This is a genomic window from Paenibacillus ferrarius (assembly GCF_002027705.1).
In the GTDB taxonomy this organism is placed as follows: domain Bacteria; phylum Bacillota; class Bacilli; order Paenibacillales; family NBRC-103111; genus Paenibacillus_E; species Paenibacillus_E ferrarius.
The window spans coordinates 69,374-88,620 of record NZ_MBTG01000013.1; the positions used below are offsets into that span (position 1 = coordinate 69,374).

16 protein-coding genes are annotated in these 19,247 nt (G+C 45.2%); 6 read left to right on the forward strand and 10 right to left on the reverse strand.

The annotated features are described in order from the left end of the window. Positions 1-19: 19 nt before the first annotated feature. Positions 20-709 (reverse strand): metal-dependent hydrolase, encoded by a 690-nt coding sequence (locus BC351_RS15905; protein WP_079413729.1) that lies wholly within the window; start codon positions 707-709, stop codon positions 20-22. A 161-nt stretch (positions 710-870) separates the two neighbouring features. Between BC351_RS15905 and BC351_RS15910 the strand changes: the two genes are divergently transcribed. Together BC351_RS15910 and BC351_RS15915 are read left to right on the forward strand one after the other, a co-directional pair. Beyond that, positions 871-1,203 (forward strand): PadR family transcriptional regulator, encoded by a 333-nt coding sequence (locus BC351_RS15910; protein WP_079413730.1) that lies wholly within the window; start codon positions 871-873, stop codon positions 1,201-1,203. After that, complete coding sequence (locus BC351_RS15915; RefSeq protein WP_079413731.1) at positions 1,200-2,549, forward strand: FtsW/RodA/SpoVE family cell cycle protein; 1,350 nt, start codon at positions 1,200-1,202, stop codon at positions 2,547-2,549. The genes BC351_RS15910 and BC351_RS15915 overlap by 4 nt, the downstream gene beginning before the upstream one ends. 55 nt (positions 2,550-2,604) lie before the next feature. On the opposite strand, the gene BC351_RS15920 is transcribed toward BC351_RS15915, so the two are convergent. Both BC351_RS15920 and BC351_RS15925 read right to left on the reverse strand, forming a co-directional pair. Then, positions 2,605-3,510, reverse strand: coding sequence for an ATP-dependent DNA ligase (locus BC351_RS15920; RefSeq protein WP_079413732.1), 906 nt, complete (start codon positions 3,508-3,510; stop codon positions 2,605-2,607). A 530-nt stretch (positions 3,511-4,040) separates the two neighbouring features. Continuing rightward, positions 4,041-5,138 (reverse strand): threonine aldolase family protein, encoded by a 1,098-nt coding sequence (locus BC351_RS15925; protein ID WP_079413733.1) that lies wholly within the window; start codon positions 5,136-5,138, stop codon positions 4,041-4,043. Between the two features lie 103 nt (positions 5,139-5,241). Between BC351_RS15925 and BC351_RS15930 the strand changes: the two genes are divergently transcribed. Together BC351_RS15930 and BC351_RS15935 are read left to right on the forward strand one after the other, a co-directional pair. Then, entirely contained in the window at positions 5,242-5,535 is a 294-nt protein-coding gene (locus BC351_RS15930; protein ID WP_079413734.1) for a Rieske (2Fe-2S) protein, read from the forward strand. A gap of 80 nt (positions 5,536-5,615) precedes the next feature. Beyond that, positions 5,616-6,974: an amino acid permease gene (locus tag BC351_RS15935; protein WP_079413735.1), complete on the forward strand. Its 1,359-nt coding sequence runs from the start codon at positions 5,616-5,618 to the stop codon at positions 6,972-6,974. On the opposite strand, the gene BC351_RS15940 is transcribed toward BC351_RS15935, so the two are convergent. Next, positions 6,946-7,563, reverse strand: coding sequence for a LysE family transporter (locus tag BC351_RS15940; protein WP_079413831.1), 618 nt, complete (start codon positions 7,561-7,563; stop codon positions 6,946-6,948). The two genes, BC351_RS15935 and BC351_RS15940, sit on opposite strands and share 29 nt — an antisense overlap. A gap of 152 nt (positions 7,564-7,715) precedes the next feature. Between BC351_RS15940 and BC351_RS15945 the strand changes: the two genes are divergently transcribed. Then, entirely contained in the window at positions 7,716-8,480 is a 765-nt protein-coding gene (locus BC351_RS15945) for a MerR family transcriptional regulator (protein ID WP_079413736.1), read from the forward strand. Positions 8,481-8,588: 108 nt separating this feature from the next. Here BC351_RS15945 and BC351_RS15950 read toward each other — a convergent pair whose 3' ends face one another. From BC351_RS15950 to BC351_RS15960, 3 genes are all read right to left on the reverse strand, one after another. Further along, positions 8,589-9,965 (reverse strand): MATE family efflux transporter, encoded by a 1,377-nt coding sequence (locus tag BC351_RS15950; protein ID WP_079413737.1) that lies wholly within the window; start codon positions 9,963-9,965, stop codon positions 8,589-8,591. Positions 9,966-10,099: 134 nt separating this feature from the next. Next, a complete protein-coding gene (locus BC351_RS15955) occupies positions 10,100-11,119 on the reverse strand; it encodes a Gfo/Idh/MocA family protein (protein ID WP_079413738.1) in 1,020 nt (339 codons plus the stop codon). 2 nt (positions 11,120-11,121) lie between these two features. After that, a complete protein-coding gene (locus BC351_RS15960) occupies positions 11,122-11,964 on the reverse strand; it encodes a sugar phosphate isomerase/epimerase family protein (RefSeq protein ID WP_079413739.1) in 843 nt (280 codons plus the stop codon). Between the two features lie 149 nt (positions 11,965-12,113). On the opposite strand from BC351_RS15960, the gene BC351_RS15965 reads away from it, so the two are divergent. After that, positions 12,114-13,022: an AraC family transcriptional regulator gene (locus tag BC351_RS15965; RefSeq protein WP_079413740.1), complete on the forward strand. Its 909-nt coding sequence runs from the start codon at positions 12,114-12,116 to the stop codon at positions 13,020-13,022. Here BC351_RS15965 and BC351_RS15970 read toward each other — a convergent pair. Genes BC351_RS15970 through BC351_RS15980 form a run of 3 tightly spaced genes read right to left on the reverse strand, consistent with a single transcriptional unit; the run spans position 13,019 to position 19,222 of the window. Beyond that, positions 13,019-14,743: a hypothetical protein gene (locus BC351_RS15970; RefSeq protein WP_079413741.1), complete on the reverse strand. Its 1,725-nt coding sequence runs from the start codon at positions 14,741-14,743 to the stop codon at positions 13,019-13,021. The two genes, BC351_RS15965 and BC351_RS15970, sit on opposite strands and share 4 nt — an antisense overlap. Positions 14,744-14,798: 55 nt before the next feature. Beyond that, complete coding sequence (locus tag BC351_RS15975) at positions 14,799-16,097, reverse strand: efflux RND transporter periplasmic adaptor subunit (protein WP_079413742.1); 1,299 nt, start codon at positions 16,095-16,097, stop codon at positions 14,799-14,801. A gap of 11 nt (positions 16,098-16,108) precedes the next feature. Continuing rightward, the gene (locus BC351_RS15980) at positions 16,109-19,222 is read right to left on the reverse strand and encodes an efflux RND transporter permease subunit (protein ID WP_079413743.1); all 3,114 of its coding nucleotides are present in this window, start codon (positions 19,220-19,222) and stop codon (positions 16,109-16,111) included. Positions 19,223-19,247: the final 25 nt, after the last annotated feature.

Genomic DNA, 19,247 nt, shown 5'->3' on the forward strand with positions numbered 1-19,247 from the left:
TATCCCCTTTTCACTCATTTTAGAATTCCAAACTTTGTCCTGGTTCCATAACTTGTCCCTTGATGCCCTCAGAAGATAGGCTTTGTACAAAAGCATGAGGGTCCTGCTCAATAATCGGGAATGTATCATAATGCATGGGAATAACCATTTTGGCTTGCAGAAAACGGGCAGCGATAACAGCATCGCTAGGCCCCATGGTGAAGTTATCGCCAATCGGCAGGAACGCCAAATCAATGTTATGTAAGTTGCCGATGAGCTGCATATCCCCAAAAAGCCCTGTGTCCCCGGCGTGATAAATCGTTTTGCCCTCCGCTTGGATTAGAAAACCGCTGGCCATTCCGGCATAAATGCTTTCTTGCGTGCCCGGCGGGTTATAGGAAGAATCGTGCAGGGCGGGTGTCATTTTTATTTTACCAAAAGGAAACTCAAACGAACCTCCGATACCCATCGGATGTGTTTTGGCCCCTTGAAAAGCCAGATATCGGCAAAGATCATTCGGAGCGATAATTGTAGCTTGATTACGTTCAGCAATCTCTAAAGAATCACCCAGATGGTCATTATGACCATGCGTGACCAGAATATAGCTTACCTTGATGTCTTCCGGCTTCACAATCGCCTTAGGATTATGACGCAAGAATGGATCTATGATGATCGCATGCTCTTTGAATCGAATCTCTATACAGCTTTGGCCATGAAAAGTAAGGTTCATCTCCGTATGCCTCCGTCTTTCATCATTTTTTTGGTTGTCTTGCTTCTTCATCATCTATTTTAACATATTTTATTTGCCAAATTAAAAAGTCATCTTTATACTATACATAGATATACGATGCATAGATAATCTATATATTTAAACAAAGGAGCCTCCCTCGCATGAAAATCAATAAGGAACTTATGAAAGGAAGTACTGTCATTCTCATTCTGACGCTCTTGAACCGCAAGGACATGTATGGCTACGAGATGACCAAAGAGATGGAGACGCATACGGATGGGGTTTTCACCCTTAAGGAAGGCACTTTGTATCCCATTCTTCATACACTTGAATCAGAGAAATACGTCGAAGCGTACTGGGACGAAAAAGAGGGGCGCAAACGGAAGTATTATCGCATCACGAAGAGCGGCAAGGCCGAACTTGGTCTGAAGAAGGAAGAATGGCAGCTTTTCCGCAGCACCGTTGAACGCGTGATTGGCGAGGGAGGCGTATGATGCAGCTCAAATATGAGGAAAACATCCGCGAGTTTTTGAAGCAAGTCCTCTCGCATATCCGGGCTAAAGAAGTTCATCGCGAGGTGCGAATGGAGCTTGAAAGTCACTTGCAAGATATCATTGAGGAGAAATTAAGCAAAGGGATTGCGCTGAACACGGCCATTCAAGAAGCCATCAGCCAGATGGGAGCTCCTGAATTGATAGGCGCACAGTTTCACAAGGTGCATCGGCCTCGGACCGATTGGAAGCTGCTTGCCCTTATGGCTGTGTTTATGCTGTTTGGCCTTCTCGCCGTTTTTGCCGCTCAAGTCTCGCTCAGCGAACGAATACCCTTTAATCAGATTGGTATGAAGCAAGTTATCTATACGATTGTTGGCGTAGCACTCATGCTCACCATTAGCTTTGCAAACTATCAGAAACTAGCCAAATACTCGTGGACTTTATACTTCGGAACACTTCTTCTCCTGCTTTACGCCATCATGACGGGAGGCAGGGTAAACGGGTTACATAGTTATTTGCAAATCGGAGTAATAGCTCTTAATTTCGTCTCTCTTTCCCCCTACTTCATCTTGCTGTCATTAGCAGGCATATGGAGCACTTCATCCAAAGTAAAAAGCAACGAATCGTTCATCCGCTCAATGGCTCGTAAGGTTTGGATTAACTTTGGCATCGTTATACTTCCCAGTATTATTATCCTAAAAGCACACTCCATCGTAGATTTTGTGATCTTTATTGTGGGATGCATGGTTATGCTGCTTGTATTAAAAACAAAACGAAGCATCTTTCTTGCCCATATTAGCTTGCTATTTGGAACCATACTGTTCGTAATGCTAAAAGAAACTTACCTTTCTTATCGTATTGGGCGTTTGACCGCCTTTTTAAATCCAAACGAAGATCCACTAGGAACCAACTATGTCCTCAACCAATCCAAAAAAGCGATCGAATCCGCCGGCTGGTGGGGACATGGCTTCGGGGCATCACTCAACACACTGCCTGAATTTCATTCCACTATGATGTTCCCGTTTCTCATCTATTGCTTCGGATGGCTTGCGGGCATCTTGATCCTAATGTTGGTCATTCTATTCATCTTCCATTCGCTGCAAATCAGCAAAAAGGTGCACGACCCCTACGGGAAAGCTTTGATTTCTAGTCTACTTGCTCTATTTGTGATTCAGTTTATTTGGCCTATGCTCATGTCGTTTGGATGGGCGCCGCTAAGCTCTTTCTCAATTCCCTTTATCAGCTATCAGGGCGCTCATGGCGTCTTTCAATTCGCCGCTATCGGCGTTATTCTAAGTGTTTACAGACGCAAGGACATCATTCCCAGCATCTCAAAATCGAAATAATCTCCCGCTTCATAAAATCAAAGTCCCCCATCGGATCACTTCCATTGGCGGACTTTTAGCTTTCCCATACACATTCCTCAGACCTCTTATCCCGTAACAAACCGCGGAACACGGTCATTCTTAACTGATGCGTGTCTGTTCGATCCCGATAATCGATCCTACAACACAATTCCGGCCTAATCCACTGCGTCTTCACTTCTTTGACGGTATGCAGCTCTTTGCTTAAAGAAAGGATCAAATCCTTGTCCGCCTGGCTAAAACCGTCTGAAACCAGACCAACTGGCTTATTTTTCACTGTCCTAAAATTTAACCCGATGATTAACGAGAAAGGTTCCTCGCGGTATCCGAGAATCATTACATCAATCGTTTTGTCATGTTTTATTTTCAACCAATCTGGGCTTACCGTATCCTGTATGTACTTTGAATTCTTACGCTTGGCGACGATCCCTTCCATGTTGCGTTCTTTCATTAAACTTGCAAGTATCGTGCCCTTGCCTTCAACAGACATCGTAGCCATCAGGCTTGACGAAGTATCGACGATAGCGGACAAGCGCTTTTTCCTTTCGCTCAGCGGCTCATTCCAACATTCTTTCTCAGCAAGCAAGATATCGAAGGCAACGAATACAGCTGGATGGGTGAGGACCGCCTGTTTGATTTTAGCTGAAAGACTGATTCGACCACGATAGGCAAAATCATCAAAGACAGGCCTTCCGCCCCGCAACACAATCCCCTCACAGTCCAAAATAACCGCATAAGCTTTGATGGATTTCGCCACTTCCTTTAATTCAGGAAATTTGGCTGTCACCAATTGTCCATCACGTGTATAAGCCTCTATACGCTCCCCTTGCTTGTGGAGGAGAATCCGTCCCCCATCCCACTTGGGTTCAAACAGATAATCATCATCATCAAAAGCCTCATCCCCGCTAGCGACGAGCATCGGTTTAATCGAAGTGAATAACACGACAACACCTCCTAAGATCATTGTCGGGTTTTTGAGTAGCTTCTAAACGAACAGTACGATTTCATTTTCACCCTTGGCTTCTGGGCGGGTTAAGGTGTTTTCTATAGCTGAGGAGGAACTACGATACGCTATTTCATGAAAACAAGCTGCATATACACGCGAAAAGGAACTGGAGTCCCCTATTTAGGAATTTCAACTCGTTTTAGAGCCAAATGTACCAAATAAGGGACCACAGTTCCGTCTGACCTGCTGATTCACCACTTATAAGCCAAATAACGTACCACAGTTCCGTTTCAGCTCATTTCTGACTTGCCATGCACGTGCACATGCATACACATACACATACACATACACATACACATACTCTCATACTCTCACGCATACTCACACTCACACTCATACTCACACTCACACTCATACTCATACTCACATACTCTCACTCATACGCATACTCTCATACTCTCTCACTCTCACGCATACTCATACTCTCACCCTCACGCCGAAGCCGAAGCCGACTCCCCAAAGCTCACCTATTCGACCCTTGCCCGCAATGTCTGATCCAGCCATTCAAACGCATCGCCAAGCACCTGTTTAGGGATATGCCCATACCGGTCGCCCAGTGATACTTCAAACGAACAGCTTGATTCGTCGCTTTCTCTGAGATAAGCAGTTAAACCTACCCCGCAAGCTTCGTACATGGCGATCAGAATAGCTTCCAGCTCCTCTTTCGGAACGTGGATATGGACATGAAACATGTTCGTTACCGGCAGCAGCGGCAGCGTTTCAACGGCATGACAGTGATTGTATCGTTCCGCCAACTCTTTCGCTTCTTCGTAGTATTGACCCATTTTCGATTGGCGCTGCTTAAAATAATATTCTGCACTTAAAATATAGGGATATAAGCTGATTAAATCTCCGCCATGCCGCCTTTTCCAGATCTTGGACTCTTGCGTGAATGCCTCATCACCGGCAAGAACCGCTCCCGCGATTCCGCCAATCCCTTTGTAGAAGGACATATAGACACTATCAAAAAGTGCGCATATCTCGGCTGCTGACTTCTGGTAATAAGGGAGAATCTCCAGCAATCTGGCACCATCGAGATGCAGCTTGATGCCTTTCTCGCGACAATAGCTCGAAATAGCTTCTAATTCCTCGTAGTCCGGCAGTTGACCACCGATCTCGCGTTGAGGCAGCTCCAGCAGTAAGCAGGCGATATCCTCCTTCAGCTCACGTACATCCTCGAGCCGGATCAGTTTGTCCTCATCTGTCAGTAAGACGGCTTCAATGTGATGCAACTGCTTTAGCCCGTCTTCTTCGTGGATCTCTAAATGACATAAAGGGTGATAGGCTACTCGTTTGACCCCTTTGGCATCGCACCAAATTCGCAAAGCGATTTGCTGCGCCATCGTGCCGCTAGGGAAAAACACGGCGGACTCTTTGCCGAAGAAAGCAGCCATTTCCGCTTGGAAGTCTTCAATCACTTTCCCTTTGCCATATTGATCACTGTCCAGCTCATCTTCATAGTGATTCAAAGCTTCTTTTAGCACTTGAATATTTCTTTTGCCGTGACCGCCGATCGGATAAGCCGTTTGCAGAAATGCTTGCTGTAAGGAATTCGTTGTCGTCATTTGTTAATTTCTCCTTTATGGTAGCCTTGCTCCTCAGACTTGGGTTAAAATGAACGTTAGCTTACAAAATGAGCTTATTCTATGCAAAAAGGGGATTCCCATCATGAAAGAAATCCTGCTCGGAACCAAAGATCAATTTACAACCTTCCCAGCGGAGGTGCATGTACAAGGCAGAGCCTATTTTCTTACAGAGGCTGACGGTACTTATCAGCTGCTATCGAGTGTCTGCCCCCATTCCGGTTACACGATAGAACTGGAGAACGGTGAGCTTGAGTGTCCGATGCATGGATGGACATTTGAACTGCATACGGGACGCTGTCATAATGTCCCCAGTGCTCGACTAGCCTCCTATGACGTAATCCATAAAGACAGCAGCCTTTTCGCCATCATGGCCTAACAAGCCTCTCCAGTATATTTTACCAATGGTCAAGCTATAATAACAGCTGTTATTATCCTTTATCTGCGTATAGGAGAGCTATGACGAAACAAAAGAAAAATAAACCCGCCGCCAAGCTGGCTTGGTGGCAATTGTCTTTGCTGGGCGTGGCTTGTACGATTGGCACCGGTTTTTTTCTGGGCTCGGGCATCGGCATGACCATGGGCGGCGGGTCCGTCATTTTCATGTTTGCACTTGCGGCCTTTGGAACTTATATGGTCTATGATGTTTTGGCGAAAATGACACAAGCAGACCCGCAGCAAGGCTCTTTTCAAACCTATGCCAAAAAAGCCTTTGGCCGCTCGGCAGGCTTTGCCAATGGTTGGGTCTACTGGAGTTCAGAGCTTCTGATTATGGGAAGCCAGCTTACTGCCTTATCACTCTTTTCCCGTTTCTGGCTGCCAGCGATCCCCATGTGGGTATTCGCCTGTCTATATGCCATCTTAGGCTTAGGTGTCATCTTGGCCGGCAATCAAGCTTTTGAACGCACAGAGCGCGTCTTTGCCTTAATTAAAATATCCGCTATCCTCATGTTTCTCGTCATTGCAGGTGCCGCGGTATTGGGATTTATCTCTGGAAGTACTCATCAACCTCATTTTCCTACGACAAAAGAAGCCTTTTTACCTTCAGGTCCGCTTGGGGCTTGGTCCTCTTTCATTTATGCGTACTATGCTTTTGGCGGCATTGAAATCTTGGGACTGATGGCCACAAGGCTGAAGCGGCCTGAGGAGGCTCAAAAAGCAGGGAATGTGATGCTTCTCGTATTAACTGCCCTTTATATCGCATCACTCATTCTGGCTTTAACACTGCTGCCCCTGGGTGCCGTGCAAGACAAAGAGAGCCCTTTCCAGGCGGCTCTTGGCGCTTACCGCCTTCCATTCGTCCCTCATGTATTCAATGCCATTCTGATCATAGCTGGCTTCTCAACCATGGTCGCCTCTTTGTTTGCCGTAACCACCATTCTCGTGACTATGGCACAAGATCAGGATGCCCCTTCTATCTTTGCCAAACGTACCAAAGGGATTCGACAAATGCCGCTTCCAGCCATTGGATTTACGACTGGCGGTATTGCGCTTGCTGTTCTAATGGCCCTTCTATTGCCGGAGAAGCTGTATGCTTATGTCAGTACCGCGGCTAGTATTATGCTGCTTTTGAACTGGCTTTTTATCCTGCTCTCTTCCGGTCAATTGCTGCAGCTCACCCTTTGGGGCAAGCTGAAACGGTATATCGGGATGCTTCTTATCCTCACCGCGATCACAGGAACCCTATTTCATTCGACTAGCCGTCCCGGTTTCTGGGCTAGTCTTCTTTTTATCGTGATCATCGGCTTAGTTACCTTCGGTATGAGCTTCAAATGGAGAAAACAAAGACTCAGCCAACAAGAACATGAAATGCTTTGAATCCGAAATGCAGGCCAAAGCCAATTAAGGATAATCCCGAAATGATCGATATGACGGAAAGCGAGCGGGGCGTAAGAAAATGTTTGAAGGTGCTCGCCAAAGAAGCCATAAAGAGATCCCATACAATAATTCCTATGAACAACATCCCCGTATACAACAGAACGTGATTTCTATCGAATTCAGCTATTGTTTCTGCTAAAACAGACCCGTAAATCCCCACCCAAAAGAGAATAGACAGCGGGCTTGTAATTGACATGATAAACCCGGCGAAAAACGATTTGGCCATCGTTTCTTCTGACTTGTAGTCATCCTTCTGGAGCTTCCCGGCGCCGATTAAGCTTTCAACTCCCGTGTATAACAAAATAAAGCAGCCAAAAATCCACAGAAAAGTTTTCATGAATGGCGTTGTCAGAAAATGCACGAGTCCGAAGTAAATCAGGATGATCAAGATGACATCAGCCAACATACCTCCAATCCCAACAAGCCACGCATGAAGAAAACCCCGCTTTATCCCTCTATCCAGCATAGCGGCATTAATGGGCCCAATCGGTGCCGACAGAGATATGCCTAAAAGCAAAAAACTAAGCATCGTTTGCAATTAACTCACCCATTCATTGATTGATTCAAAGCTTGTATCATCCTATTCTAAGGCAATAGCTTGTATACCCAATCAGCACTAAAAAAGTGGTTGACATTCACGCTGCGTAAAGCTGTACAGTTAAGTTGTCAGGAGGCGAACAGATGGAATATACCATACAACATTTGGCTCAGTTGGCTGGAGTCAGCACCCGAACACTGCGATACTATGATGAAATTGCAATTCTTAAGCCGGCAAGAATTAATTCATCCGGGTATCGCATCTATGGCCAGGCGGAAGTTGACAGGCTGCAGCAAATTATGTTTTACAGAGAACTAGATGTTCCTCTGGATCGCATTAAGGAGATGATTTCTGCGCCTACGTTCAATGGAAGCCGCGCGCTCAAAGAACATCATCAACAGCTCCTCAACAGAAGAAATCAATTAAATGTATTGATTGCAAACGTTGAAAAAACAATTGCACTTTCAGAAGGGAGCATCACCATGGCAAATAAAGAGAAGTTCGAAGGTTTCAAACAAAAGCTGATCGACGATAACGAGGCGAAATACGGGAAAGAAATTCGAGAGCGCTATGGCAATGATAAAGTGAATACGTCCAATAACAAACTGAAAAATATGACACAAGAACAATATGACGAAGCTGCTCGGTTAGCAAGCGAAGTCCTCACAACCTTGGCAGAAGCTTTTCAAACAGGTGATCCTTCCAGTGACCTCGCGCAACAAGCAGCTGACTTGCACAAAACATGGTTATCCTGCTATTGGAGCAACTATACCAAAGAAGCGCATGCTGGTGTAGCACAAATGTATGTCGACGATGAACGGTTCAGAGCCTACTATGATGAAAAGCAGCCAGGCTTGGCAGCATTTCTGCGAGATGCGATCCAAATCTACACAGGAGTTAAACCATAAAGTCATGTGTCTTATAGACACTAGCATTATTCCTAACAGCTCCGTCATGTCATAGCCAAACCAAAAACACAGATCCCCGATAAAAGGGTCTGTGTTTTTTGGGGAGTACTATTCAGTAAGAACCACGCCAACAGGTTTGACGAGTGCTTTGCTTTTCCAAGCTCCACTTTTCCAGCGAAGATACATCAGGATGCCCCGCAGCCATTCATCGACTACAAAAGCAATCCAGATCCCCAACAATCCCATGCCCAGATGAATTCCGAGCCAATAAGCGAGCGGTACCGCAACACCCCACATGGAGATAACGCCCATAAAAACAGGGAATTTAGCATCTCCGGCGGCCCGCAGGGAATTGATGACCACGAGATTGAAGGTGCGCCCAGGCTCCAAGATGATCGAAAGCAGCAAGATCGTTGATCCCATTGCGATAATGTCCGGATTGTCCGTGAATAATCCAAGCAGATCTTTGCGGAAAATAGCCGCAATGCCAACCACGACAAAAGTGACAACAAAACAAATGCGCAGACTCTTTAGCAAGCGATGATATGCTGCTTTGAATTCTCCTGCTCCGACCATATGACCGATAATAATCTCGGTCCCCATGCCGATCGCCATCCCGAGTGCCATGAAATAGTTCGTTACGTTCATAACATAGACATGCGTGCTCAAAGCAGCCTGCCCAATGATATTGACGAAGCTGACAATCATCAAATACTGTGACTGCCAAGACAAATGCTCGCCCGCTGACGGCAGCCCAATGCTTAGGATCTGTTTCACAATCCGGCTGTCAAAGGTGATGTAGTCTTTTAACCGAATGGGTGCAGGGATTCTACGATATAGAATAACAATAAGTACGATAAGTCCAAGCAGCCGACTTACGATGGTTGAAACCGCAGCACCAGTGACTCCTAGCTCCGGAAATCCTAAGTTACCGAAGATAAGCAGACTGTTTCCCACGACATGAATGATGTTCACGCCAAGAGTAACATACATAACATCTCTAGTTTGCCCGTTCGAACGCAAGACAGAAGAAATAGCGTAGGATAAAGCTTCAACCCAAATGAATGCACCAATCAAAGTTAAATATTTCTTGGCAATTGCAACCTGGCCTGGGTCCAAATTCATCAAACGCATCAATGATTCACCAAAAACGACTAAAACAATACTTACGATAATACCAAAAATCAAGTTAATTGTGATCGCCAGCGCTGAAATACGGCTCGCTTCTTTCTTGCGGCCTGCCCCCAGATTCTGAGCGACTGCCACGCTAGTTCCGATGCCAACGAAACCAAACATCAGAATACAAAACACAATAATTTCATTCGCCAAGCCAACCGCGCCAGTGACTTGATCCGATATTCGACTTAGCATAAACACATCGGCAGTTCCCAGCATCATCCGCAGAACGGAATCAACGAAGATCGGCCATGTGACCGCGAACAGACTAAGCTTTTTCCAAGATGCTATTGTTTCTGTGTCTTTCACTTCGTATGCTCCTTACTATCAAATGCTTTTAGTTTAGGTTACGTAAGCGATTTCAGTCAAATGCTAGTAATAACCATAAAAAAACCATCAACCCATTCAGCATGGCATTGATGGTTCGTATTCATTTCTTGCGGTTATTTGACTTGTACCCAAGCGCCGCGGCTGTCTGCTGATGCGATCTCTGCAACCGCAATCTCAATACTGTCAAGCGTGCTGTAAGCCGTTTCCGTTGGAATAACTTCGCCTTGAATCAACGTTTCAACGAAATATTTGATTTCTTGGTAATAACCCATTTCCGCAGAAATCTCTGGTTGAAAGCCTCCGCCTTCATTCAAATTCACTTTCAGAGTATTTCCTTGGAAAATGATATTTCCTTTTTCAAAATTAACGCGGAACTGCATATCGAATCCATAATCGCCTTCGAGTGTCCAGTCGGCTTGCGCATTAATAACTTTGCCATCCTCGTACAAATAGTTGGTGGAGACAACATCGTAACCGCTGCCAGGCACGACATTTTTCGCCAAGCACGAAACAGATTCCGGTTTGCCGAACAACCAATTGATCGTATCAATATCATGAACATGCATATCCAGCAAAGCTCCGCCGCTCTTATCCTTCTCGATCAGCCACGGTCCCCAAGTTGGCGTAGCGCCGCCACGGTAGAAATAACCGGATAACACTTTGCCATATGTTTGTTCTTCCACCGCTTGCTTCAGATACACGTAAGCAGGCCAGAATCGCAAGCATTGTCCGATCAATAACTGTTTCCCGTTAGCTTCTGCGGCTTGGATCATTTCCTGGCATTCTTCCGCATTCAGTGCCATCGGCTTTTCACATAACACATGAACACCGTGATTCAGACATTGAACTGAAATTTCTTTGTGCAAATACGTAGGCAGTGTAATGCTGACACAATCCAATTGCTCTTTCTCGAGCATCTCGGCAACACTTGTATATTTATGAAATTGGCTGAAATCAACGCTTGAACCTGTCGTCTCAATATTGCCGCCAGACCCTTGACCTGTAAGCTTAGTCTCATCGATATCACATAGAGCGACCAGCTTGATTGGAACGCCTTCCGCTTCAAGGCGAACATAATTATCAATGTGCGTACGCCCCATAAAACCTACTCCGATTAATCCGACTCTCAGCATGATTAGTTCCTCCCTAGGATTGCATTCATAGCACCTGATGTATTGAAAATGATTTGTTCCCCGTAATGGGTATAACCCGGAATCATTTCTGCAATAACGTAATCGTCATAGCCGATCGCTTCGAGAGCTTTCACGACTTCTGGATAATTCACATCACCGGCAAGCAAATCTACGAAGCCATGCAAGCCTCCAGCTGTGCGGCGATAGTCTTTGAAATGCACTTTTTTGATTCGTTTATTCAAAATAGCAATCCAATGCTCAGGGTAACCGGAGTAGAGTACATTCCCTACATCAAAGTAAGCGCCAACAAATGGAGAGTTGATTTTATCAATAAAGTCTCTCATTTCTAAAGGAGACAGCAAAAATTTGTTCCATACATTTTCGATTCCAATTGAAACGTTTTGAGTTTTGGCTTCAACAGAAAGCTCCTTCAGCGCTTCCAAAGCATAGTCGTAAGCCTGATCGTAAGGTACAACCTCCGCATCGGGGATGAAATCTACCCCAACGGCTCCCGGCACGACAAGAATCGTATCCACACCAAGAATCGCTGCAAACTCAAGCTGTTTTTTGACGATCGCTTTCGCCTTCTCACGGATCTGCGCATTGCTGCTTGTTAAGGAATAAGTCCAATATAAACCACTAGCTAGGCTGCTGATGGCAATACCCGTTTCATCCGCTAGCTGACGGTAACCTTTGATTTCTTCTGCTGTGCTTTCCAGGCTCAACTCACCAGTCTCATTCAATGCGAGCTCAATCCCATCGAATCCAGCGTCTTTCGCTAATGCAATCGCTTCTTTCACTTTCAGTGAACTTGGAAATGACCAAATATTGATTCCTTTTTTCATCGTTATCTCCTCCGTCTCTATCATTTATTATAGAAGAGTACATACCGAGAATATTTACCTAAAAAGCCGATTTATTTGCACTTTCCAAAAACGAGTATGTTAAAATTGAGGATGCATTCATTTAACCTGAAACAGAAAGGTCGGACAGCATGAAATTTCCACGCTTGCAGCTTCAAGAGTCACTAATCATTCAAAACCTTATTTCCTTTCATTATTTCGAATATGCCAAAGGGTATGTTTTTGAGGGAGAGCAGCATGACTTTTGGGAGTTGCTGTACGTCGATAAAGGCGAAGTTGAGGTGCGTGCCGATGATCAGGTCCATACGCTGCGCCAGGGGAATATGATCTTTCATAAACCAGAGGAATTCCATACCGTTAGTGTGAAGCATGAACATAAGCCGCCAAATCTGATTGTCATTTCATTCGAATGCGTATCCGCGGCAATGTCCCATTTTGAGAATAAAATCATTGCTTTAGGCGATCGGGAACGCAATATGCTTTCCTTGATTATCCAAGAAGGATTTCAAGCTTTCCTGCCACCTTTTGATCAATCCGCCGTTCATCACCTGGCTAGAAATCCGTCTGCGCCATTTGGCTCTGAACAAGTCATCAAATCCAACTTAGAGCTGCTGCTCATTACTTTAATCAGGCATCAAGACCAATCATTCATCCAAGAGACCGTGAAGCAGTCTTCGCTGCAAAAAGAAAAAGCTGAACAACGAATTGTTCAGCAAATTATAACCTATATGCAAGCCAATCTCTCGCAATCTTTCACCCAAGATCACTTATGTCAAACTTTTCACTTGGGCAAAAGCCGCTTAAAGGAGCTCTTCCAAACGCAATTGCAAACCAGTGTCATGGAAACCTTCAAGTCTCTCAAGATCGAGCAAGCCAAAACATTGATTCGCGAAGAACCCTACAATTTCACAGAAATTGCTGCAATGCTTGGCTATACGAGCATACACTATTTCTCGAGGGACTTTAAGAAAGCGGTTGGCATGTCTCCCTCTGATTACGCCAAATCGGTCAAAGCCCGTGTTCAGCGGGATCAGAATTAACCCTTAATCACTTTCACCAATCGTTTCGAAGTCCCATTTGGAGTTTCAATCGTTTCATACACGTTCACAGTGTACGGATAGCTAACTTGATCAGTCGTAATGTTCGATGCATCAATCGTTTGAACACCGCTGATTAATTTATTCGCTCCTGTGAACGCCGCATCCTTCGAACCTACCACACGTCCGGCACTATCCACGATTTCAAATCTTAATTTGGAGAAATTGTTGTCTACGACAACATTCTCTTTTTGCGTAATCCCCAAGTCAAGTCGGAACTTGTACGAATACGTCAATTGTGGCGTCGTCTGCGTGCTTACAGTGACATCTTTGAATACCAGATCAAACGGATATAAGGAAATCGTTGAATCTGTTCCTTCTTTCTGAACGTCGGTTTGCAGAGCAGCAATCGTCGTTGTGTAAGGCGCCGCGGCTGCTGCATCAAGCAGCTTCATAGAGAAGCTTGTGCCCGCTTCTGTTTGCGGAACTACATAGGCATAGCTGACCACGTAGCTTAAGCCCGGATTCAACATCGTCGTCACATTCGATTGACGTGCTCCTTGATACGTAACCCCTTGGGAACTCACCAATTCAGATTGGAAATTCGGTGTCGCAATAGGCGCACTGCTCGTATTCGTTAATTTGAACTTAGCCACCGCTGTTTGATAACCCTCGCCTGGATTCTCATGAAGATGAAGTTCCATCAATGATACTTGTGTTTGCTTATCCACAACTTTCGTTAATGGATCAAATGCAATAGGTTGGCCGATCGTATAAGGCACAGCAGTTGATTTCTCTTGATCCGCTTTTGGCCAGCTAATTGCTAGTTTTCCCGTTGCTAGAGTCGTTGCTGGACCTTGACCTTCACCTTTAGGTGCGAATGAATCCGTAGACAGCACAACCAAATTCGTTAAAGTCACACCATTTTCAACCGGGATCGCATAATGAAGATATTTCTTCTCTCCGGCTTCCAAAGTTACAGATTCTGCTTCGGAACGTTTGCCTTCGTAGTTTTTCACTTCGGATTGAGCATCCATGCGGAAGGCAGGTACCGTTTCTCGACCTTCACCAGGATTACTGGCCAAGACCGTAACTACAGCTACACGGCCTGTTGCCGTATCCTGCATGGAAGCTTCAACTGTGGAATAAGTTAAACCGGAATTAACGCCTGGAATCGTAAAGGATTGGCCCCAAGCCAAGTTGCCCAAATTTTGCAAAGCGGCTGTTCCTGTCCCGCCATACCAAACGGACGCCGTAGGCATAGTAAGCAGTGTAGTTTCTACTTTAGGGTAGGAGTAGATATCTACATTTACAAATGAAAGCTGACTGACTTGACCGATTTCTTTGCTGTCAATCGAAGTCATATATACAAGCTCGCCGATCTCTTTGGGCTGCAATGTTTCTTTGTTCCCTGCGCTAGGTTTCAGTGTATAAGAAACACCGCTTGTTGTTTGCAACCTCAGCTCATGTTCAGGCACTCTGTTCTGAGTCGTACCTCCGTTATACAATCGAACAGTAACAGCAAGCTGGGAGCCGGACGCTGTTGGCGTCACGGCTACACTTTTAATTGCTGCTCGGATATCATTAGTCAGTCCGTAATTTACAGTAGGAGCCGAAGTTACAGCCGATCCCGCATCAGCTGCCCAAGCGGTCATGCCGCCTTGAACGAGCATCGTACCCAGTACAATAGCAGTCAGGCTTGTTTTCCATGGATTCTTTTTCATTTATTTACTCTCCTTCATATGAAGTGTTCACAGATGTCTATTCGTTCTCTGATGTTTATTTCTTGGCTTCAGGTGTCGCAGACGGAGCTGCTGAAGCAGCAGCATCTACCTTTTGTCCGTCTTTCAACGTGTTTTGCCCCGTTACAACTAGATTCTCGCCATCTTTTACACCTTCAAGCACTTCCTGATACTCGCCATTAATACGGCCCAATTTTACTTTCCGTTTCGAGTATTGATCGCCTTGTTTAACAAAAACAAACGTATCTGACTCTTCCCGAATAACGCTCAAAGTAGGAATCGCAACTACTTTCTCTTCCGTTTCAGTCGTCAACTGCACCATGAACCGGGTACCAGGCTGCAGCTTATGATCCGCGTTGGCTACCTCCAGCTCTAACGTGTACGTTTTGGTTGCAGCACTCATAATTGGTGCCAGGTAGCTGATTTTGGCTGTTCCCTTTTTGTCGGGTTGATCCGGATTATAGTAAACAAGCTCTTGTTTGCCTTTCACAAGCTGGTAGTTCGTTTCGGATAGCTCCGTTTTAATTTTAATAGGATCAATCTGCTGCACTTGACCTACTTTGCCTGCCGCGGCATTCACCGATTGTCCAACTACGACATTAAAGTCCGTTAAAATGCCACTGCTTGGCGCTTTAATCTCATAATTTTCTAAGGAGCGATTTGCATCATCCAGAGCCAAGGTTGCTGATTCAGCTTGCGTCAGAATGGATGAGATTGAATCTGAGTTGTCGAATGCGGACAGCTTGCTTCGAGCCGCATCCAAATTCATCTGCGCGTTGTCCAGCGCTTGTTTCACTTGATCCACTTGATGCTGAACGACAAGTCCTGCATCATAATCATTGCGCGTTTTATTATAATCTTGCTGAGCATTGGTAAGGGCAGTTTGTGACCGCGTCACGTTGTCCGCCAAATCTTTGCGGTTGTTTACTTTGTTGTCTTTGGCTTGCTGCAAGGACTCTTGTGCGCTTCTTAAGGACAGCTCACTCTTGCGTTTGTTTGACAGGGCATCCTTATTGTCAAGAACGAAGAGGACATCGCCCTTTTGAACATACTCACCGCGGTTTTTCAGAACTTCGGTTACCTCGCCATTCGCTTTGGCTACGACATCCAGCGTCGTACCTGCCGCTACATCTGCAACCTGTTCAATCGGATTGCTGATTTTCTGTTTCTTAATATCTTCTGTTTTAATCGTTCGCGGCGCTAATTGAACGGTTGCTGCCCCTTTTGCCCCTGGTGCTGAACAAGCTGAGGCGAGGACCGCGGCTGCTGTCAGCAGCGCGATCACTCCCATCGAGCGATATTTGAATTTACGTTTCCGAGAACTATCGTTAATCATCTATGTGCCTCCTATACCTCTAACGTACTTGTTGTTGTTTGTTCGGAACCTTTTTTGCGTTTGAACATACGACCAAAACGATTCTTCATGCTTTCTATCAATTCATAAACGATAGGCACGACAACGAGTGTCAGTAAAGTTGAAGTAATCAAACCACCGATAACAACAACGCCCAATCCTTTACCGATTAACCCGCCTTCAGCGGAAATCCCTAAAGCTAAAGGTACGAGGGCCATAATTGTAGCGCCTGCGGTCATAATAATCGGACGAAGTCTTACTTTCCCTGCTTCGATTAAGGCATGACGTACTGTATATCCTTCTTCGCGCAATTGCTGCGCACGGTCGATTAAGACAATGGCATTCGTTACAACGATACCGATAAGCATGAGGAAACCAATCATGGATGTTACGGTGAGTGGTTCTCTCGCAATAACAAGTCCGAGCAGTCCCCCAATAACAGCGAGCGGTAAAGAGAATAGAATCGCGAAAGGCGCGCTGGCATTACCAAAAGCCAATACCATGATCAAGTAAACAACGAATATGGCAGCTGCCATAGCAACGAACAATTGTTTGAAGCTGTCGTTAACATCATCCGACACGCCTTTAACTTTCGGCGTTACGCCTTCTGGCAATTGAACTTCTTTCAATGCAGCGCTTAGCTTAGCGCTGACGGCTGTTTTATTTTTATCGTTAATTTTCGCTGTAACTTTGACAAGCTGCTGCTGATCTTCACGCGCCAGTGAAGCGGCGCCTTTAATTTCATTGATTTTCGCAACTTCTTTCAATAATACCTTGGACCCGTTCGCCGCTGTCAATGGGATGTTACCCATTTTTTCAAGCGTGTCTTTGTCCACTTTATCGAGAGATACTGTCGTTGTATACACGATATTATCGAATTTCATGTCACCTAAGCTTTGCTTTTGAATCCAAGCACGAGCGGTATCTCGCACTGACGAGGAGCTTAAGCCATAAGCTCTTGCTTTCTTCTGATCCACTGCGATTTCAATTTCGGTTTTGGCATCACTTAAGTTATCTGCAACCTCGCTAAGCTCTGGGAAAGTTTGCAGCTTCTCTTTCACCATGCCTGCCGCTTTTTCTAATTGCAGCTGGTCTTCACCTTGCAAGGTGTAAGCGAAGTCTGTGGATGAAGCGCCAAAGTCACCTTCCATGGACTTGGACTCCACTTCCGAGCCGTTTGGCAATTCCGATAAAATGTACGCCTTCATTTCAGCTGTTACCAGCGTAGGATCAACTTTATCATTCAATTGAACGAAAATTTGTGAAGCGTACGGTGTGCGTTCATCATCTTTCCCGGCGTAACCGACTAACCCTTCAACAAATTTAAACACGGGCTCACCCGTCGAATCCTTCGCACCTAAGAAGAAAGTTTCGATTTCTTTGGTTTTTGCATCCGTAGCCTCAAATGAAGTCGCATACGGCAATTTCAACTGGAAGTACAGCGTTGTCGACGGTTTGGCAGTTGGCAAGAAAGCAACGGACAGGAACGGTACGGTTCCTGCGATCGTAACAACGAGCAGCAGCACTGAAATTAATAGTGTTTTAATGCGGTTTTTCAAGCTCCACGTCAACACTTTTTCATAAAATGTTGTTAAACGTGTTGGTGTGTTTTCATCATGATGTGCCTTGCCTGGCTTACTGCGCAGCACAAGCAGTTTGGACAGCATCGGAATCACGGTTAAAGCCACAATTAAGGAAGATAAAAGGGCACATGCGATCGTTAATGCAAAAGGTCTAAAGAATCCGCCGATTACACCTGTTACCAAAGCTAGTGGAGCAAAAACCCCTACAGTGGCAAGCGTTGAAGATGTAATGGCCATGGAAACTTGCTTCGTTGCTAACGCGATAACGGATTCTTTGCGTTCTTGCGCTTTTTCCAAGGAAGCATAAATATTCTCAATAACGACAATCGAGTCATCGACGACGCGTCCTACTGCGATAAATATACCGCCAAGCGTCATCGTATTCAGGGTTAAGCCCAACTGGGACATTAACAGCAAGGTAATCAAGATCGACAACGGAATCGAGACGAGAACAATTAACGTCATCCTTACGTTTCTTAGGAAAACCAAAATCATCAAGGATGCCAGAATGGCCCCAACGATACCTTCACGCACAAGTCCTGCGATCGATTCCTTAATTTGATCGGCACTGTTATAGGTATTTTTGAAAGTAATATTAGGAAGCGTGTGCTCCCACTCGCCAATCATTTTCTCAATAGAACCTGAGAATTCTACGGCATTGGCACTGCCAGCTTTGTACAAAATCATACCGATCGCTGGTTTGCCATCTAATCGACCATTGAAGTCTGACTCCGTAATGGCCTTTACTTTGGCTACTTGGTTGAGCAGCACGATATCGCCCTTCGGCGTTGTAATCTCCACCTGTTCCAGATCGAATAAGCTGGATAAATTACCGGTAACACGCGTCATTTTGTTATTGCCGCTGATTTCGACACTGCCAATCGGACTTGCGGCCGCGGCGGAAGTAATAGCGTTACTCACCATGCCAGGTGATAGTCCATAAACATCGAGAGCAGAAGCATCCAGCTCGATATCGAGGGACGTGGTTCTAGCACCAATAACGTCCATGTGGTCAATCCCTTTAATGCCTTCAAGTCCTGGTTTGATTTTATCTTTGAAGGACTTATCAAGCTCGGTTTGACTGACCCCATCATTAGCATAAGCGACTAAATAATTGGATGGAAAGGATGCTGCCCCGAATGTGGAGGCCTTCGGCGCTCCTGCTGTGGCTGGAAGCTTAACTTCGGCGAGCATGTCTTGCACAGCTTGCTTTTTCTTATCAATGTCGACGTTTTCTTTAAACATGATGATAACCATTGAAAAGTTATCACTCGACGTTGATTGCATCGAATCCAAATCTTCTAGATTAGCTAGCTTTTTTTCGATTGGATCCGTAATTTCATCCATGACATCCTTCGGCGCTCCGGTATACGATGTAGTTACCGCAACTACCGGGAAGGAAACGTTAGGCATGTTCTCAACTTTAAGTTGTGTAGCTGAATAAAGTCCGCCTACAAAAAGCATGATCATGATTATGAATAATGCCGAAACATTTTTCATAGAAAAGTGTGTAAGTCGATTCATTCCTTTACTCCCCTCATCAAGTGAT

Coding starts and splice junctions, on each gene's coding strand:
- BC351_RS15905 (WP_079413729.1), bottom strand. CDS start 709: ATGAACCTTACTTTTCATGGCCAAAGCTGTATAGAGATTCGATTCAAA.
- BC351_RS15910 (WP_079413730.1), top strand. CDS start 871: ATGAAAATCAATAAGGAACTTATGAAAGGAAGTACTGTCATTCTCATT.
- BC351_RS15915 (WP_079413731.1), top strand. CDS start 1,200: ATGATGCAGCTCAAATATGAGGAAAACATCCGCGAGTTTTTGAAGCAA.
- BC351_RS15925 (WP_079413733.1), bottom strand. CDS start 5,138: ATGACGACAACGAATTCCTTACAGCAAGCATTTCTGCAAACGGCTTAT.
- BC351_RS15930 (WP_079413734.1), top strand. CDS start 5,242: ATGAAAGAAATCCTGCTCGGAACCAAAGATCAATTTACAACCTTCCCA.
- BC351_RS15935 (WP_079413735.1), top strand. CDS start 5,616: ATGACGAAACAAAAGAAAAATAAACCCGCCGCCAAGCTGGCTTGGTGG.
- BC351_RS15940 (WP_079413831.1), bottom strand. CDS start 7,563: ATGCTTAGTTTTTTGCTTTTAGGCATATCTCTGTCGGCACCGATTGGG.
- BC351_RS15945 (WP_079413736.1), top strand. CDS start 7,716: ATGGAATATACCATACAACATTTGGCTCAGTTGGCTGGAGTCAGCACC.
- BC351_RS15955 (WP_079413738.1), bottom strand. CDS start 11,119: ATGCTGAGAGTCGGATTAATCGGAGTAGGTTTTATGGGGCGTACGCAC.
- BC351_RS15960 (WP_079413739.1), bottom strand. CDS start 11,964: ATGAAAAAAGGAATCAATATTTGGTCATTTCCAAGTTCACTGAAAGTG.
- BC351_RS15965 (WP_079413740.1), top strand. CDS start 12,114: ATGAAATTTCCACGCTTGCAGCTTCAAGAGTCACTAATCATTCAAAAC.
- BC351_RS15970 (WP_079413741.1), bottom strand. CDS start 14,743: ATGAAAAAGAATCCATGGAAAACAAGCCTGACTGCTATTGTACTGGGT.
- BC351_RS15975 (WP_079413742.1), bottom strand. CDS start 16,097: ATGATTAACGATAGTTCTCGGAAACGTAAATTCAAATATCGCTCGATG.
- BC351_RS15980 (WP_079413743.1), bottom strand. CDS start 19,222: ATGAATCGACTTACACACTTTTCTATGAAAAATGTTTCGGCATTATTC.